The organism is Rhizobium sp. BK529 (assembly GCF_014194105.1).
Classification (GTDB): domain Bacteria; phylum Pseudomonadota; class Alphaproteobacteria; order Rhizobiales; family Rhizobiaceae; genus Rhizobium.
Window position 1 is genome coordinate 2,132,237 of sequence record NZ_JACIAU010000001.1, and the last position, 16,167, is coordinate 2,148,403.

At 61.2% G+C, this 16,167-nt stretch carries 15 protein-coding genes and 1 pseudogene; 10 read left to right on the forward strand and 6 right to left on the reverse strand.

Going from position 1 to position 16,167, the window contains the following annotated elements:
- Positions 1–229 precede the first annotated feature (229 nt).
- The 4 genes from rpsF (at position 230) to rplI (ending at position 2,676) form a co-directional block, all read left to right on the forward strand.
- Positions 230–688: a 30S ribosomal protein S6 gene (gene rpsF / locus FHX08_RS10840; protein ID WP_132651046.1), complete on the forward strand. Its 459-nt coding sequence runs from the start codon at positions 230–232 to the stop codon at positions 686–688.
- Between the two features lie 12 nt (positions 689–700).
- Positions 701–949, forward strand: a complete 249-nt coding sequence (gene rpsR, locus FHX08_RS10845; RefSeq protein ID WP_007531286.1) for a 30S ribosomal protein S18 — start codon at positions 701–703, stop codon at positions 947–949.
- A 146-nt stretch (positions 950–1,095) separates the two neighbouring features.
- A complete protein-coding gene (locus FHX08_RS10850; protein WP_132651045.1) occupies positions 1,096–2,076 on the forward strand; it encodes a DUF2232 domain-containing protein in 981 nt (326 codons plus the stop codon).
- A 21-nt stretch (positions 2,077–2,097) separates the two neighbouring features.
- A complete protein-coding gene (gene rplI, locus FHX08_RS10855; RefSeq protein ID WP_132651044.1) occupies positions 2,098–2,676 on the forward strand; it encodes a 50S ribosomal protein L9 in 579 nt (192 codons plus the stop codon).
- Positions 2,677–2,735: 59 nt separating this feature from the next.
- Here rplI and FHX08_RS10860 read toward each other — a convergent pair whose 3' ends face one another.
- Together FHX08_RS10860 and FHX08_RS10865 are read right to left on the reverse strand one after the other, a co-directional pair.
- The gene (locus tag FHX08_RS10860) at positions 2,736–3,800 is read right to left on the reverse strand and encodes an HlyD family secretion protein (protein WP_132651043.1); all 1,065 of its coding nucleotides are present in this window, start codon (positions 3,798–3,800) and stop codon (positions 2,736–2,738) included.
- 15 nt (positions 3,801–3,815) lie between these two features.
- The gene (locus FHX08_RS10865) at positions 3,816–5,492 is read right to left on the reverse strand and encodes an MFS transporter (RefSeq protein WP_132651970.1); all 1,677 of its coding nucleotides are present in this window, start codon (positions 5,490–5,492) and stop codon (positions 3,816–3,818) included.
- A gap of 450 nt (positions 5,493–5,942) precedes the next feature.
- On the opposite strand from FHX08_RS10865, the gene FHX08_RS10870 reads away from it, so the two are divergent.
- Complete coding sequence (locus tag FHX08_RS10870; protein ID WP_132651969.1) at positions 5,943–7,439, forward strand: replicative DNA helicase; 1,497 nt, start codon at positions 5,943–5,945, stop codon at positions 7,437–7,439.
- 26 nt (positions 7,440–7,465) lie between these two features.
- Here the strand turns inward: FHX08_RS10870 and FHX08_RS10875 are convergent, their stop codons facing one another.
- From FHX08_RS10875 to FHX08_RS10885, 3 genes and pseudogenes are all read right to left on the reverse strand, one after another.
- On the reverse strand, positions 7,466–7,768 hold the full coding sequence (locus FHX08_RS10875; protein WP_132651042.1) for an AzlD family protein: 303 nt from the start codon (positions 7,766–7,768) through the stop codon (positions 7,466–7,468).
- A pseudogene (locus FHX08_RS10880) lies at positions 7,765–8,483 on the reverse strand (AzlC family ABC transporter permease). The gene FHX08_RS10875 and the pseudogene FHX08_RS10880 overlap by 4 nt, the downstream one beginning before the upstream one ends.
- A 68-nt stretch (positions 8,484–8,551) precedes the next feature.
- Complete coding sequence (locus FHX08_RS10885; protein WP_132651968.1) at positions 8,552–9,373, reverse strand: AraC family transcriptional regulator; 822 nt, start codon at positions 9,371–9,373, stop codon at positions 8,552–8,554.
- Between the two features lie 189 nt (positions 9,374–9,562).
- Between FHX08_RS10885 and alr the strand changes: the two genes are divergently transcribed.
- Positions 9,563–10,729: an alanine racemase gene (gene alr, locus FHX08_RS10890; protein ID WP_132651040.1), complete on the forward strand. Its 1,167-nt coding sequence runs from the start codon at positions 9,563–9,565 to the stop codon at positions 10,727–10,729.
- Between the two features lie 2 nt (positions 10,730–10,731).
- Here the strand turns inward: alr and FHX08_RS10895 are convergent, their stop codons facing one another.
- Entirely contained in the window at positions 10,732–11,367 is a 636-nt protein-coding gene (locus FHX08_RS10895) for a LysE family translocator (RefSeq protein ID WP_132651039.1), read from the reverse strand.
- 143 nt (positions 11,368–11,510) lie between these two features.
- Between FHX08_RS10895 and radA the strand changes: the two genes are divergently transcribed.
- From radA to FHX08_RS10915, 4 genes are all read left to right on the forward strand, one after another.
- A complete protein-coding gene (gene radA, locus FHX08_RS10900; protein ID WP_132651038.1) occupies positions 11,511–12,911 on the forward strand; it encodes a DNA repair protein RadA in 1,401 nt (466 codons plus the stop codon).
- Positions 12,912–13,000: 89 nt separating this feature from the next.
- On the forward strand, positions 13,001–13,621 hold the full coding sequence (locus FHX08_RS10905) for a CvpA family protein (protein ID WP_132651037.1): 621 nt from the start codon (positions 13,001–13,003) through the stop codon (positions 13,619–13,621).
- A 231-nt stretch (positions 13,622–13,852) separates the two neighbouring features.
- Positions 13,853–15,343: an amidophosphoribosyltransferase gene (purF, locus tag FHX08_RS10910; RefSeq protein WP_132651036.1), complete on the forward strand. Its 1,491-nt coding sequence runs from the start codon at positions 13,853–13,855 to the stop codon at positions 15,341–15,343.
- 77 nt (positions 15,344–15,420) lie between these two features.
- Positions 15,421–16,161 (forward strand): SDR family NAD(P)-dependent oxidoreductase, encoded by a 741-nt coding sequence (locus FHX08_RS10915; RefSeq protein ID WP_132651035.1) that lies wholly within the window; start codon positions 15,421–15,423, stop codon positions 16,159–16,161.
- Positions 16,162–16,167: the final 6 nt, after the last annotated feature.

Sequence of the window (16,167 nt, forward strand, 5' to 3'; positions counted from 1 at the left end):
ATAAGCGCGCCTGTTCGTTAACCCGGTCTTCTGGCTGGTGGCTGAACGGAGGGCCGGTTTGCTTCTTGCGAACCGTTCGGAACGGAAGCGTTCCAGCCTCCCGTGTCTCCGCTCTCGACCGTCTCGGAAACGCTTTTCTTGCTTGGCGCTTATCGCCTCTCAGGAGCAGTCGTTGAGGCTTAGCCGCCGAATGCCGGGTTCTGATCAACGCAAGAAAGGCAAAGCTGTCATGGCTCTTTATGAACATGTATTCCTTGCCCGACAGGATATTTCCACCCAGCAGGTCGATGCCCTCGTAGAACAGTACAAGGGCGTGATCGAAGCTAACGGTGGCAAGGTCGGGCGCATTGAAAACTGGGGCCTCAAGTCCCTCACCTACCGCATCAAGAAGAACCGCAAGGCTCACTACGCCCTGATGGACATTGATGCACCGGCGGCTGCGATCCAGGAAATGGAACGCCAGATGCGCATCAGCGAAGACGTTCTTCGCTACATGACCATCGCTGTTGAAAAGCACGAAGATGGCCCGTCTGCCATGATGCAGAAGCGCGATCGTGACGACCGCGGCCCGCGTGAAGGCGGCGATCGTGGCCCGCGCCGCGAATTCGGCGACCGTCCGCCGCGTCGTGATGGCGATTTCCAGCGCGCTCCGCGTCCGGATCGCGCTCCCCGCGAAGACCGTGCATAAGGAGAAATAAGAATGTCTGAATCTTCCTCCGCTCCGGTCCGCCGTCCGTTCCACCGTCGTCGCAAGACCTGCCCGTTCTCCGGCGCAAATGCTCCGCGCATCGACTATAAGGACGTCCGTCTTCTGCAGCGCTACATTTCCGAGCGCGGCAAGATCGTCCCGTCCCGCATCACGGCCGTTTCCCAGAAGAAGCAGCGCGAACTCGCTCAGGCGATCAAGCGTGCACGCTTCCTCGGCCTGCTGCCGTACGTCGTAGCCTAATTTGATACCGAAGCCTCGGATCTTCGGATCCGGGGCTTCCTCCCTTCCGCGATGGGCGCGGATCGGAACTTTAAAACCCATGTTGAGGCATCTCCCGCACTTGCCCGGGGAAATCCTCTAACTGCTTTGTGAAGCAGGACAGCGAAGTGACACGATTGAACCTGAAAACGCTTGCGACCGGCGCACTCGCCGGAGTGACCGCCGCCTTGCTGGTGCTTGGCGCGAGCATGCAGCCGTCGTTCAGTGCCGTGCTTTACGCCGCTTCTGCGCTTCCGATTCTGCTTGTCGGCCTTGGCTGGGGCAATATTGCTGCCATTTCGGCCGTCATCACCGCCGCCGCGGTTGGCGCGATCGCCATCTCCCCCTCCTTCGCACTGGTCATGACGCTGGTGACGCTGCTGCCGGCAGGATGGCTCAGCCATCTTGCGAACCTCGCGCGGCCGGCTTCCGAACTCGGCGGCCCGGACAATCTGCTCGCCTGGTATCCGCTTTCCGATATCCTGCTGCATCTCTGCGGCCTTGTGACGATCGCCGTCATCGTGACCGGCATCATGATCGGTTACGGGCCTGAGATCACCGACCGGATGGTCGATGCACTGATGAGTTCGCTGCAAGAGCAGCAACCGGATTTCATTCCGGACCCGGCCGCGACCGCACAGACGAAGTCGCTGGTCGTTCTGATGTTGCCTGCGCTGCAGGGTGGCATCTGGGTCGTCATGCTCTTTGCCGCCTATTATATCGCCACACGCATCGTTGCGGCGTCTGGCCGGGGCCTGCGTCCGCGCGAGGACATTCCCTCGTCGCTGCGCATGAACCGCAATTCGATCTTCATCTTCCTCGCCGGTCTTGCCGCCACGTTCATGGGCGGCGTTCCGGCGATGATCGGCGCCACGGTGGTCGGAGCCTTCGGCGCCGGCTTCCTGATGTCCGGCTTCGCCGCCCTGCATTTCCGCACGCGCGGCAAGGACTGGCGCTTGCCGGCCCTCATCCTCTGCTACCTGGCATCCACCATGATGCTGCCAGCACTTTTCATCCTCGTGCTCGGTCTAGCCGATACCCGCAAGGCGATCGCCCTGACCCCGACCAAGGATGCCGATGCCCCCAAACAAACCGATACCGAAATCTGAGAACAAGAAAGGAAAAATACCATGGACGTCATTCTTCTCGAACGCATCTCCAAGCTCGGCCAGATGGGCGAAACCGTAAAGGTTCGCGATGGCTTTGCTCGCAATTACCTCCTGCCGCTCGGCAAGGCACTGCGCGCCAACGCTGCCAACAAGGCCCGTTTCGAAGCCGAGCGCGCAACGCTCGAAGCCCGTAACCTGGAGCGCAAGTCCGAAGCCCAGAAGGTTGCCGATGTTCTTAACGGCAAGTCCTTCATCGTCGTCCGTTCCGCTGGCGAAACCGGCCAGCTCTACGGCTCCGTCGCTGCCCGTGACGTCGTCGACGTTCTCGCCGCAGAAGGCTTCAACATCTCCCGCAACCAGGTTCACCTCAACACGCCGATCAAGGCGATCGGCCTGCACAAGGTCGAGCTGCAGCTTCATGCCGAAGTTGAAATCAACATCGAGCTGAACGTTGCCCGCTCCACCGAAGAAGCCGAACGTCAGGCCAAGGGCGAAGAGCTCACCTCGGTCGATGCCATCTACGGCGTTGACGAAGATGCCCTGCGTCCGGAAGACTTCTTCGATCCGGAAGCCGAAGGCCTCGACGAAGAGGAAGCATGATTTTTTCGAGAGGTTCCTCTCGACATGGACTGAAGCCCGGCTCGCGCCGGGCTTTCTGCTTATTTGGCTGCCGTGTTCTGTCTCGGCGCAGCGCTCTTGTCGACATCGACAACGACCGAGAGCCCTGGGCCGAGATCCTTGACCGCCGGCTGGTCTGGGTCGAAGCGGATGCGCACGCCGACGCGCTGGGCGATCTTCACGAAGTTGCCGGTCGCATTATCGGCCTTGATAACTGCGAATTCCGATCCCGCGGCGGGGGAGAAGCCCTCGATGTACCCGCGCAATTGCTGCCTGCCGAGCGCATCGACTGTGATGGTCACGGGCTGCCCCACCTGCATGCCGTACAGCTGGGTTTCCTTGAAATTCGCGACGACCCACACATCTTCGGGCACGACTGCCATGAGCTGCGTTCCGGCGGCCACATATTGCCCGAGCCGAACCCCGACTTCACCGAGATGACCATCGCGCGGCGCTACGATCTTCGTGTTCTGCAGGTCGATTTCCGCGAGCTTTACGACAGCTTCGGCGCTCGCGACATTCGCCTCCAGCAGCGAGCGATTGACGATGATCGTCGCTAAATTCTGGTTAGAAACCTCCAGCGCAGCCTTTGCCTGGTTCACGGCGGCCTTAGCCTGATCGAGCGTCGCCTGCGCAGCCTCCGTTTCACTCTGCGATGCAATGCCGCGGTTGCTCAGATTGTTGACGCGATCCCAAGCCTGCTGCGCCCGCGTCAGCGCTGCATTTGCGCTATCGACCTGCGCCTGGCTAGAGGCGATGCTCGCCTTCGCCGCGAGTTCGGATTGGCGGGAGTTCTCCAGCGACGCCTTCTGCCCATCGAGCGCGGCACGCGCCTGGGCAAACTTCTGGAGGTAGATGCGGTCGTCGATCTGGGCGAGCGTATCGCCCTGCTTGACCTGCTGATAGTCCTTCACCGGCACATCGACGACATAGCCGCTAACCTGTGGGCTTATGATCGTGACATAACCTCGAACATATGCATTGTCCGTCGTCTCTACCGAGGTGACGAACGGCGGCAGGCGCCATGCGTAGAGAACGAGGAGGACGCCGGCAATGCCGGCAAGCACTGCGATGATAGTCGAGGGGGATCGAACGTATTTCAACATGCCAGGCCCTCGACATCACGATTGAGCGGGAATTGCATCGGGCTCGCCTCTCCCTGACCAAGGCAGACGGCGCCATGCCTGATGCAGAAGAATGATGATCAGACCGAAGACGGACGAGTAGCCTATCACAAGGAAAGTATCGTTGTAGGCGAGAATATACGCCTCGCGACTGACCTGCTGGGCCAGCAAGGTCAGCGCTTCCGCATTGAGCAGCGTCTTGTCGCCGAGCACCTTGCCATATGCACCGCTCATCTGAGAGATGCGCTGCGCCACGATCGGGTCCTGCAGCAGAACATGCTCGACGAGAATGCTCGAGTGGAATTTTTCCCGGATCGTTACAAAGGTGCCAAGCATCGCGGAGGCGAAGAGCGAGCCGATGCTCTGCGTGAAAATGAAGATCACGAGGAAATTGACGATATATTGAATGCCGCGGGCGGTCGCCGCCTTAAAGCCGTTCGCCATGACAGGCGGCAGGAACATCGCTGCGCCTGCGGCGACCATTGCCTGGCTTAGATACATCTGAGGCGGCCGGGTGAGACTCGTCGACTGACTATCCAGAAAGGCGCCGCCTGCGATAAGGGCGAGCGCCAGCACGTGAGCGGTCTCGACATAGCGGGTAGTCATCAAAAATGCGCAGAAAAGACCACCTGCCAGAGAGGCGAGAAGGATGATCGCATAAAGCGTCACGGTCTGATCGTTCAGAAGCCCCAGTTGCTGATAGAAATTGGCGGCGGTCGACGACTGCTCGGAGGAGACGAAGCGGAAGAGCAGCAGGACACCTGCCATCCGCATGTTAGCGCCGGAGAACAGCCAGCGGAAATCGATCAGAGGATTGGCGCGCGGCAACTCCAAGGCAAGCATGAGCGCAAGCGCCCCTACCGATACTGCCAGCAGCACACCGATCCATGGCGCCTCGAACCACCAATAGAGCCGGCCGAGCGTCAGCACGACGGCGAGACAGCCAAAACCGACAGCCAGCAGAAGATAGCTCAATATGTCCTGCCGCTGAATGACCGTGGCCCGCGGCGGCGGCGTCAGCGGCAGCAGATAGATCACCGGAAAGGCTATAAGAGCGAGCCCCATCTCGAACGTATAGAGTGCCTCATAACCGCCGAACTGGAGCAGCGAGGGCGAGATGATTCGCGCGACCGGTGCGGCAAACAGCGTGCACATCAGGGCAAGGCTGAGCCCCAACGAGCGCTTCTCTTCCGGCGGAAATGGCTCCAGCATGTATAGGAAGCCAAGCGACGAAAGCGGTGCGGCGGCCATGCCGCTCAGAGTGCGCACGACGATCGCGGAGTGCAGGTCGGTGATGAAAAGATTGAGCGCGGCCGCGACGACAAAGCAGATAATGCTGAGTTCCGCGAAACGGCGGAGGCCGTATTGGCTGCGGATCTTGAAGAGCGCAATCGACATGCTGGCATAGGGTGCCATGTACGCCGCCGAGAGCCACGAGATTTCAGCTGTCGTTGCGGAAAACGAGCCCTGCAGCTGATTGATGTTGGCTGTCAGCAGGTTCATGCCAAGGCCCTGCGTCAGAAAGAGCAGGAGCGACGCCGCCATATAGAGTGGCCTTTTCCAGATGGGCATCAGCACGCCCCCCGCTGGAGGCGACGAAGATGTCTGTTGCGTGTCCGGCTCCCCAGCGGGCCTTAGCGCCACATTGTCGTTAGCGTTCTCGGCTAGGCTCATCGGCAGGATCTCAAACTCTCCAATGCCCTGCAGGTCGGTATGCATGGCTCATGTCAGGTCTAAATTAGTCTCTGGATCGTTTTCGGGAATAGCGAAATGACCTGCGCCCACACCTTCATTGCCATGCCGTGCGTCTCGCCTACCACGACCTCGCCATTTATTGTTTTCCAATGTTTGCAAGTGCCGACGGTCTCTGCCCGGATGCATGTCTCCTGCAACTGGCCTAAACTGCCGGACAAGGCCGATGGAAGTGAGTCGTTTTCGGCCGTGCTCTGCAGGTAACACCCCCGGTATTTTTGTACTTGCCAAAGTGTGACTGTGGAGAAGTCGAACAATGTGCACAGGGCAGCCGATTTGACGAACGCCTGAAAGCTGTTGCTGCAGGACACTTGATTTTATCTGGGCTGCCCTGCAAATCCCGGTTTTGGATAAAAGACAGTACGGATGACGATGAACGAAGCCGCACGAAAGATTGCCGCCGTTGCTCCTGCAGAGCAGCACTATCGCGAAGCGCCGAACAACATCGAGGCCGAACAGGCGCTACTCGGCGCCATCCTGATGAACAACGACGCCTATTATCGCGTCTCGGACTTCCTCAAGCCCACTCATCTCTACGAGCCGCTGCACCGGAAGATCTTCGAGGTCGCCGGCGACATCATCCGCATGGGCAAGATCGCCAACCCCGTCACCGTCAAGACCTTCCTGCCGGCTGACGAGAAGGTTGGCGACATCACCGTTTCGCAATATCTTGCAAGCCTCGTCACAGGAGCGGTGACGATCATCAATGCCGAGGACTATGGCCGGGCGATCTACGATCTGGCGATCCGCCGCGCGCTCATCACCATCGGCGAGGATGTCGTCAATATCGCCTATGACGCGCCGCTCGACATGCCGCCGCAGGCGCAGATCGAAGATACCGAACGCCGCCTGTTCGAGCTTGCCGAAAACGGCCGTTACGATGGCGGCTTCCAGTCGTTCAACGATGCCGTGGCGCTCGCCATCGACATGGCAGCCGTCGCCAAAGAGCGTGACGGCGGCCTATCGGGCATTTCCACGGGCATCCACTCACTCGACGCGAAGATGGGCGGATTGCAGCGATCGGACTTGATCGTGCTCGCAGGACGCCCGGGTATGGGCAAGACCTCGCTTGCCACCAACATAGCCTATAACATTGCCGCCGCCTACGAGGGCGAGGTGCAGCCCGATGGCAGCATGAAGGCGAAGAACGGCGGCGTCGTCGGCTTTTACTCGCTCGAAATGTCATCCGAACAGCTCGCCACGCGTATCATCTCCGAGCAGACGGAAGTTTCCTCCTCGAAGATCCGCCGCGGCGACATCAACGACGCCGATTTTGAAAAGCTCGTCGCCTGCTCAATGATGATGCAGAAGGTGCCGCTCTACATCGACCAGACGGGTGGCATCTCGATCGCCCAGCTTTCGGCGCGCGCGCGCCGCCTCAAGCGCCAGCGCGGTCTCGACGTGCTTGTCGTCGACTACGTCCAGCTCATGACCGGCTCCGGTAAATCCAGCGATAACCGCGTTCAGGAAATCACCCAGATTACCACAGGCCTAAAGGCGCTCGGCAAGGAACTGAACGTGCCGATTATCGCGCTGTCGCAGCTTTCGCGTGCGGTCGAAAGCCGCGAAGATAAGCGCCCGCAGCTTTCCGATCTTCGTGAATCCGGTTCGATCGAGCAGGACGCCGACGTCGTGCTCTTCGTGTTCCGCGAGGAATATTACGTGAAGAATATGGAGCCGCGCGATATCCACGATCCGAAATATCCGGAATGGGAAGCGCTGTTCGACAAGGTGAAGGGCACGGCGGACGTCATCATCGCCAAGCAGCGTCACGGACCCACGGGTACGGTAAAGCTCGCCTTCCAGTCGGAATTCACGCGCTTTGCCGATCTCGCCGATCCATCCTTCTCGCAATATGAGGAACATTGACGCGGGTTTTCCGCGTCAATCCTCCCTTACAAGCCTGCAGCCCGCAGCAAAGCCACTGTCGCTACGCCAATGACGACACTGACGAGCATCGGCAGACGGCGCGCGGCGATTGCCGTTGCGACACAGGCTAGCGTCTCCGCCCAGCCGGTCGCAAAGGCGGTCGGGGCAATGACGGCCATCAGCACGGCCGGCGGAATGGCTTCGATCGCCGTCTTACGGCGCTCATCGATCTCGACGTGACGGATCAGCACGAGACCACTGACGCGGGTGAAGACCGTGGCAACAGCCATCGCAAGGATGGCGATCAGGGTGTTGAGATCGAGCGTCATGCCGCCTGCTCCCTCGCCCTGCCCTGCCAGAGAGCGGTCGCCAACCCGGCCAGCGCGCCGGCCGCGATATACCAGACCCCCGGCACAAGATGGTGGACGGCAACGGATGCGACTGCGCTTGCTGCGAGCACAGCACCGGTTTGCGGCCCCTTCCAGAAACCCATGAGCAACACGACGAAAACGGCGGGAAACGCGAAGTCGAGGCCGATGACGGCGGGATCGCCGAGGAAGGCGCCAAGCAGCGCCCCTGTCAGCGACGAGCCGACCCAGGTGAGGTAGAAAGGCGTGACGATGCCGGCATACCAGGCGGGTGTCAGCCGCGTGCTGCCAGCGCGGAATTCCGCCATGGCCCACAGCTCATCGGCAAGAAACAGCATGGCGGCGTAGCGTTTGACCCCGGAGAAGGACTGCATCTTCGTACCGATCGAGGCGCTCATCAGCACATGGCGGATATTGACGAGCAGGGCCGCGAAGCCGACACCGATCCAGCTTGCGGGATGGTCCAGATATCCATCGCCACGAATTGCGAGCCGCCGGCAAAGACGAGCGCGCTCATCAGCGCTGTTTCCAGCGGAGAAAGGCCCTTGGTGGCCGCAACCGCACCGAAGACGAGACCGATCGGCCAGACGGCGACGATCAGCGGAAAGATGGTGCGCATCCCCAAAAGAAATTCACCGGCAAAGGATTCGCCGGCCGGCCGGCTTCGCTGCAACATGGCAACCTCCACATCAATATGGCGGAGAGGTAACCGAGGCTCTTAACGTGTGTATTGAACGAAAGTGATCAACCGACGCGGAACTGGCCGGGGGTAACGCCGGTGCGCGATTTGAAGTGGCGGGTAAAATGCGCCTGATCGGCAAAACCGCATTCCACGGCGACATCAGCCGGCATACGGCCTTCCCTCAGCAGCCGTCGGGCGACGAGGATGCGCCGGTCCGTCAGGAAGGCATGCGGGGTGATGTGATATTCCCTGCGGAAGGCGCGGATCAGGTGAGCACGGCTTAGCCCCGCCACCCCAGCCAGTTCCTCGAGATTTACGTCGCTGTCGAAATTTTCGATAAGATAATCGCGAGCGCGGGCAACGGCGCTGCGTTCCTTCGTATCGACCGGCACAACGATCGTGCTGCCGTAACGGGCGAAGATCGCTGCCAGCACCGAAAACATGTTCTCATCCGATTCCAGCGCGCCCGCGCCGCTTTCGAGTGTGCGGTGGGCTGCATGGAAGGCTCTGGCAAGCTGCGGATCGCGGGGCAGCGCGCCGGCAAAGGAAGGTGTCGCATTGAAAGCCTTGCCACTAACATCTTCCAGAACATCGATGAAGAGCTTCGTATCCGGGTAGATCATCCGATAGCGATAGCCTTCGCCGCCGGGAGCGCCGTCGTGAACGACGCCCGGATCGATCAGATAGAGGTCGCCAGGCCCGGTTTCCTCCCGCCTGCCGCGGAGCGTGGCGATCTGGCTGCCGCTCTCGATCGCGCCGATGCTGAACGTGTCATGAGCATGCGGCGCATATTCGTGCGTCAGGAAGCTGGCGCTCAGGCACTCCATGTCGCGGAAACGGCGATCCCGCCAGAAGCGGGCCGATTCCACCTTGGCAAGCGGCATGGCGTCTGCCGCCTCTTTCTGGGATACGTTCTGCATCACGCCAGATTAGCGCGGTGGCTTCCTCACGTCTTGAACAAAAGTGATCGCATGTGGGGAAAGGCTGGTATGTCGCCCCTCATGCTTTCTCTTTGCCACAATGCTCTCTAGAGTATTGGCAGCATTTTCCTTTCCCTTTCAGCGCGGCGATTCATGACAGATTTTTCCCTCCCCTTCGAAGACGACGACCTTTTCGCCTCCGCCGGCCTGCGGCTGACTGTCGACCTGACGGCGCTGACCGACAATTGGCGGGATATGGCGCGACGTTCCGGGAAAGCGCGCACGGGCGCCGTCGTCAAGGCAGATGCCTATGGGACGGGGATCGAGGATGCCGGCGAAGCGCTCTATCTCGCCGGCGCGCGGGATTTCTTCGTGGCGACCGTCGATGAGGGCGTGACGCTGCGCATGTTTGCGCCCGAGGCGCGCATCTTCGTGCTGGCTGGCATCTGGCCCGGCACGGAGCGGCGCTTCTTCGAAAACGATCTGGTGCCGGTCATCGCCTCGGAAGAACAGCTTGCCTTCTGGATGGCGGTGCTGGCCGATTATGGCGACTATCCTTGCGCGTTGCATGTCGATACCGGCTTCAATCGGCTCGGCCTGACGGTGGACGAGGCGATCGCGCTCGCCAACGACGTGTCGCGGCCGGCGAGTTTCGCGCCCGTGCTCGTCATGAGCCATCTGGCCTGCGGCGACGATCACTCCTCTGACATGAACAGGCAGCAGCTTGAATCATTCCGCGGGGTTAGCGCCGCCTATGAAGGTATCGATTCAAGCCTGGCTGCGTCCGGCGGCATCTTCCTTGGCGAGGATTATCACTTCGATCTCACTCGGCCGGGCATCGCGATCTATGGCGGACAGGCCGTCAACGGCATGGTGAACCCAATGCGCCCGGTGGCGACGGCGGAGGCGCGGATTATCCAGATCCGTACGGTCAAAGCCGGCGAAACCGTGAGTTATGGGCGGGCGCTGCAGCTTCGCCGCGACAGCCGGCTGGCGATCGTTTCAGCCGGTTACGCCGATGGTTATATGCGCAGCCAGTCGAGCGGCGGGGTGCCGCTACGCCAGGCCGTGCCGCAGGGCGGACAGGGCTTTATTGCCGGCCATAAGGTGCCGGTCGCGGGCCGCATCACCATGGACCAGACGATCTTCGATGTGACCGACCTGCCGGAAGGTGCGGTGCGCGCCGGCGACTATATCGAACTCTTCGGCAAGAACATCCTCGTCGACGATGCGGCCAAGGCTGCGGGCACGATCGGCTACGAGATGCTGACGAGCATCGGCCTGCGCCATGAGCGCAAGTACGAGATGGATGAGGAATAGTCTCAGCGCGTGGTGAGCGCGAGGCGAACGCCGAGCGTCACGAACAATGCGCCGAGACCGCGATCGAGCCACAGGCCGATCTTGACATTTCGCTTGAAGAGATTGGCGAGCCGCCCTCCCGCCAGGATCAGCGGCGGCTCGATGAAGAAAGCTACGACGATGATGAGGCCGCCGTGGACGGCGAGCTGCAACCATGCCGGGCCGGCGCCCTCGACGACGAATTGCGGCAGGAAGGCGAGGAAGAAGATCGCCACTTTCGGGTTAAGCAGCGAGACGAGCACACCTTGCCGATAGATCCGCCGCCACCCGAGCGTCTCGCCTGCCGCACGAACAAAACCACCCTCGCCTTTCGAGCGCAGCGCCTGGATGCCAAGCCAGACAAGATAGATCGCGCCTATCCATTTGACGGCGGAAAAGGCGATCGCCGAGGCAGCAAGGATTGCCGACAGGCCGAAGGCGGCGAGAAGCACGTGCATGCAGGCGCCGGTCCAGATACCGAAGACGGCCGAGAAACCGGCCCGCGTGCCGCTCTTGATCGTGTGGCCGAGAATGAAAGCCATGTCGGGACCGGGCGACAGATTCAGAAGAACCGCTGCCGTAAGGAAACCGATCCAGTGAGCGAGCGAATAATCGAGCATGGCCTAATCCTTGAAAGCCCGCTGATATTGCCAGCCCGGCCGCTGATGGGAAAATCATTAGTTTTGATCAGTGCCGGAAGCCATTATCTAGGGCAGAAATCCGATTCGGGCGCTTGAGCGCCCCTACCTGAAAGCAGTCATCGATGGCCAAGGCCAGAACACAATTCATCTGCCAGAGCTGCGGCGCGGTGCATAACCGCTGGGCCGGCAAATGCGATAATTGCGGCGAATGGAACACCATCGTCGAAGAAGACCCGATGGGCGGCATCGGTGGCGGCCCTGCGAAAACGCCGAAGAAGGGCCGACCTGTCGCGTTGACAGCTCTGTCAGGCGAGATCGAGGAAGCGCCTCGCATCCATACCGGCATTTCCGAACTCGATCGTGTGACCGGCGGCGGCTTCGTGCGCGGCTCGGCGGTGCTTGTCGGCGGCGATCCCGGCATCGGCAAGTCGACGTTGCTCATGCAGGCGGCCGCTGCATTGTCGCGACGCGGACACCGGATCATCTATGTCTCGGGCGAAGAGGCCGTGGCACAGGTGCGGTTGCGCGCCCAGCGCCTGGCAGCGGCCGATACCGACGTGCTGCTCGCCGCCGAAACCAATGTCGAGGACATTCTCGCAACGCTCGCGGAAGGCAAGCGCCCCGACCTCGTTATTATCGACTCCATCCAGACGCTCTGGAGCGAGCTTGCAGAATCCGCGCCCGGCACAGTGACACAGGTACGCACCGGCGTGCAGTCGATGATCCGCTTCGCCAAGCAGACGGGTGCGGCCATGGTGCTCGTCGGCCATGTAACCAAGGACGGCCAGATCGCCGGCCCGCGTGTGGTCGAGCATATGGTCGATGCCGTGCTCTATTTCGAGGGCGATCGCGGCCATCACTACCGCATCCTGCGCACCGTCAAGAATCGCTTCGGACCGACCGACGAGATCGGCGTCTTCGAAATGTCGGACAAAGGCCTGCGCGAAGTCGCCAACCCTTCCGAACTCTTCCTCGGCGAGCGCAACGAGAAATCGCCGGGTGCGGCCGTCTTCGCCGGTATGGAGGGCACGCGCCCCGTGCTCGTCGAAGTCCAGGCGCTGGTCGCGCCAACCTCGCTCGGTACGCCGCGGCGCGCCGTCGTCGGCTGGGACTCCGCGCGCCTTTCGATGATCCTTGCGGTTCTGGAGGCCCATTGCGGCGTCCGGCTCGGCCAGCACGATGTCTATCTCAACATAGCCGGCGGCTTCCGCATCTCGGAACCGGCGGCCGATCTTGCCGTCGCGTCGGCCCTCGTTTCATCGCTTGCCGGTATTGCCCTTCCGGCCGATTGCGTCTATTTCGGCGAAGTCAGTCTGTCGGGCGCCGTCCGGCCGGTTGCGCAAACCGCCCAGCGCCTTAAAGAAGCCGAAAAGCTGGGGTTTTCGGCGGCTCTTCTACCATCCGGCTCCGCCGAACTGCCAAGGGGCAGCGGTCGCTGGAGCGAGATCGAGAGCCTGCCGGATTTGGTCGCGCGTATTGCCGGGTCGAAAGGGGCGCTGCAGCGTGTGGAAGAAGACGTTTGATCCTTCATCACCAATAGCGGGGATGCTATAGGATCAGCCAAACAAGGCGCGACGCGGCCTGCAAGGCGGCAGTCTGGAGTGGAATTTACATGCCCATTACGATTTTCGACGGTATTGTCATCGGCGTTGTGCTCTTCTCCGCCGTTTTGGCAATGGTCCGCGGCTTCTCGCGCGAAGTTCTTTCGATCGCGAGCTGGGGCGGTTCAGCCGCCGCCGCTTACTATCTCTACCCCTATCTCGTGCCTTATGCGAAGCGATATACGGATGATGACCGCATCGCGATCGTTGGTTCGGCCGCCGTCGTCTTCCTCATCGCGCTGATCGTCATCTCCTTCATCACAATGAAGATCGCCGATTTCATCATCGACAGCCGCATCGGCGCGCTCGATCGCACTTTGGGCTTCCTCTTCGGTGCGGCGCGCGGCATACTTCTGCTCGTCGTCGCCGTGGCCTTCTGGAACTGGCTGGTCGATGCCGATCACCGCCCGGCCTGGGTCAACAATGCAAAATCGAAACCGTTCCTGGATTCCCTCGTCGTTCGCCTGCAGGCGGTCCTGCCGGATGAATTTGCCCAGATGATCCAGAAGAGCATCACCGAGAAGCTTGGCGGCGCGAAACAGACGGATGAAAATGCACCGGCTAACGATCAGGCGCCGGCGGAAGATGCAGCACCCGCGCCTAACAATGGCGCACAGCAGCCATCGAATTGACGCAGTGTTCACTAGCTTGACCCGCGGCCTGGCAATTGCCATTTGAGCGGGACGTAAGACCAAAGGTCCGGCCGGGCATTTCGCTTTGCCGGGCCTCAGCCGTTTCAGAGCCGGTGAGCGGATTTTGAGACAGGTGCCGTTCAGCGTGAGACTATCGGAAAGCTCAGAGATTTCCGCTATCATGCTTTTGGAAATGCCGATCCATTCTTGTGAGAGCAGAGGCCCGCAGAAATGAACCAGTCCCATTCCTTCCCGACCGACGATCCGCTGGACGGAGATACGCTGCATGAAGAATGCGGCGTTTTCGGAATCCTGGGACATCCCGATGCCGCCGCACTCACCGCGCTCGGTCTGCACGCCCTGCAGCATCGCGGCCAGGAAGCGGCCGGTATCGTCTCGTTCGACGGCAAGCGCTTCCATCAGGAACGCCATATGGGCCTCGTCGGCGACCACTATACAAACCCGATGACGCTGGCGCGCCTGCCCGGCAGCATTTCGATGGGCCACACGCGCTATTCCACGACGGGCGAAGTGGCGATGCGCAACGTGCAGCCGCTGTTTGCCGAGCTGGAGGAAGGTGGCATCGCCATTGCCCATAACGGCAATTTCACCAATGGCCTGACGCTGCGCCGCCAGATCATCGCGACCGGCGCCATCTGTCAGTCGACATCCGATACCGAAGTCGTCCTCCACCTCATCGCCCGCTCCCGCCACACGTCCACCGCCGATCGCTTCATCGATGCCATCCGCCAGATGGAAGGCGGCTATTCGATGCTCGCCATGACACGCACCAAGCTGATTGCCGCGCGCGACCCCACCGGCATCCGCCCGCTCGTCATGGGCGAACTCGACGGCAAGCCGATCTTCTGCTCGGAAACCTGCGCGCTTGACATTATCGGCGCCAAGTTCGTCCGCGACGTCGAAAACGGCGAAGTCATCATCTGCGAAATTCAGCCTGACGGCTCGATCAGCATCGATGCGCGCAAGCCCAGCAAGCAGCAGCCGGAGCGGCTTTGCCTGTTCGAATATGTCTATTTCGCCCGTCCGGACTCGGTCGTCGGCGGCCGCAACGTCTATACGACGCGCAAGAACATGGGCATGAACCTCGCCAAGGAATCGCCTGTCGATGCCGACGTCATCGTGCCTGTTCCGGATGGCGGCACGCCCGCTGCCCTCGGTTATGCGCAGGCAAGCGGCATTCCATTCGAATATGGCATCATCCGCAACCACTATGTCGGCCGGACCTTTATCGAACCGACGCAGCAGATCCGCGCCTTCGGCGTGAAGCTGAAGCATTCCGCCAATCGGGCTATGATCGAAGGCAAGCGCGTCGTGCTAGTCGACGATTCCATCGTGCGCGGCACCACTTCGCTGAAGATCGTGCAGATGATCCGCGAGGCCGGTGCGAAAGAAGTGCATATCCGCGTTGCCAGCCCGATGATCTTCTTCCCGGATTTCTACGGTATCGACACGCCGGATGCCGACAAGCTGCTCGCAAACCAGTATGCCGACGTCGAAGCCATGGCGAAGTATATCGGCGCGGATTCGCTGGCTTTCCTGTCGACCAACGGCCTTTACCGCGCCGTCGGCGGCGAAGACCGCAACCCGGCTCGTCCGCAGTTCACCGACCACTATTTCACCGGCGACTATCCGACCCGCCTGCTCGACAAGAATGGCGAGTCCATGGGCAACAAGATTTCCATGCTTGCCAGCAACGGCTGAGCCGTTCAGCTTTGACTTTCCTATCGGGGGCGCTTATTGCGCCCCTTATCTTTTCAAGCACATCCGGGATCGGGCAGATGAATATCAATCTCGAAGGCAAGATCGCGCTGGTCACAGGCGCATCGCGCGGCATCGGCTATTTCACGGCCCTCGAACTCGCCAAGGCCGGCGCGCATGTGATTGCCTGCGCCCGCACCGTCGGCGGCCTGGAAGAGCTCGACGATGCCATCAAGGCCGTGGGCGGTTCCGCAACCCTCGTCCCCTTCGATCTCGCCGATATGGAAGCGATCGACCGCCTCGGCGGCTCGATCTTCGAGCGTTGGGGCAAGCTCGACATTCTTGTTGCCAATGCCGGCGTGCTCGGCGTCATCTCGCCGATCGGCCATATCGAGGCAAAGGTCTTCGAGAAGGTGATGAACATCAACGTGAACGCCACCTGGCGGCTGATCCGCTCGGTCGATCCGCTGCTGACCCGCGCCGATGCCGGCCGCGCCGTCATCATGTCGTCGGGTGCCGCCCACAAGTGCCGTCCCTTCTGGAGCGCCTATTCCGCGTCCAAGGCCGCCGTCGAGGCTCTGGCGCGCACCTGGGCCGGTGAGACTCAAACGACGCCGCTGCGCATCACCAGCGTCGATCCGGGCGCCACGCGCACCGCCATGCGCGCACAGGCCGTCCCCGGCGAAGATCCGATGAGCCTGCCGCATCCCTCCGAAGTGGCGAAAGCGATCCTGCCGCTACTTGGGCCAGGTGTGACCGAAACCGGCAAGCTGTTCATCGTGCGTGAGAACAAGCTGGCCGATTACCAGCTGCCAAGATGAGGCTGA